The organism is Winogradskyella rapida, from assembly GCF_042675845.1.
Classification (GTDB): Bacteria; Bacteroidota; Bacteroidia; order Flavobacteriales; family Flavobacteriaceae; genus Winogradskyella; species Winogradskyella rapida.
The window spans coordinates 1-887 of record NZ_JBHTKM010000052.1 but is presented as its reverse complement, the minus strand read 5'-3'; the positions used below and the strand labels follow the sequence as shown (position 1 = coordinate 887).

At 31.9% G+C, this 887-nt stretch carries 1 protein-coding gene; it reads left to right on the top strand.

All coding sequences use genetic code 11. The features are described 5' to 3' along the window. The first annotated feature begins 126 nt into the window (after positions 1–126). Positions 127–747 carry a hypothetical protein gene (locus tag ACFQ13_RS07200; protein ID WP_386115686.1) on the top strand — a complete coding sequence of 207 codons (621 nt, stop codon included), beginning with the start codon at positions 127–129 and terminating at the stop codon, positions 745–747. Positions 748–887 lie beyond the last annotated feature (140 nt).

Here is an 887-nt window from a genome sequence, read left to right as displayed (position 1 = left end):
TTTTTGAGCTTACTTGCGAAAATTCCTGCGGAATTTTCACGGGTTCGTTTAAGTTTGCTAACTTAGTTGCCTAACCACGCAACTAACCATACACAAACACGTTACCAAACAGTTGAAACCCGAACAATGAAACAACTTCTTATTTTACTATTAACATTTTCTGTTTTATCAAGTTGCGACCGAAATAAATCGGAAAAAAACCAATCTGAATTTAAGTCAAAAACGGAATTAACTGCAGATACGGAATCTGAACAAAAAATAGAGTTGGAATCTAACCACTCAAAACATAAAAAAGATACAATTAATAATTATTGGGCTTTAATTCTCGACACTATTTCGACAAATAAAGAATTCAAAATTTCTGAATTAAAATACACTCTTGAATTAAAAACTTATAGTTTAAACGATAGTTCTATTGTTAGGAATTTAGCTCAAAACGGAGAACAAGCATATTTAGACCATTCACACAAAATGGTAACTGATTTCATACTTTTGACAGACTCAATTGTTGACAAAAAACAAATCGACCGAACTGATTTCAAAGAATCTCTGATTCCTGAATTTTATGCAGAGTGCAATCTTTTCTCAACCGAAATTGATAGCATTTTAGGAAACACTATTTATCTTACTTCTGACTTGAATGTTCCTGATACTGGTAATCAATGGAGAGTTTGGTATTCAATTAAGGTTAAAGATAAAAAAATCGGAAATTTAAAAATTAAAGAATCTAATTACGTCGGATATTAAAAACCATTTGGTAACACCGTGTATAATTAATTGCTGTGTTCTTGCCTACTTGCGAAAATTCCTGCGGAATTTTTACGGGTTCGTAAATGTTTGTTAACTTAGTTGCCTAACCACGCAACTAACCATACACAAACACGTTG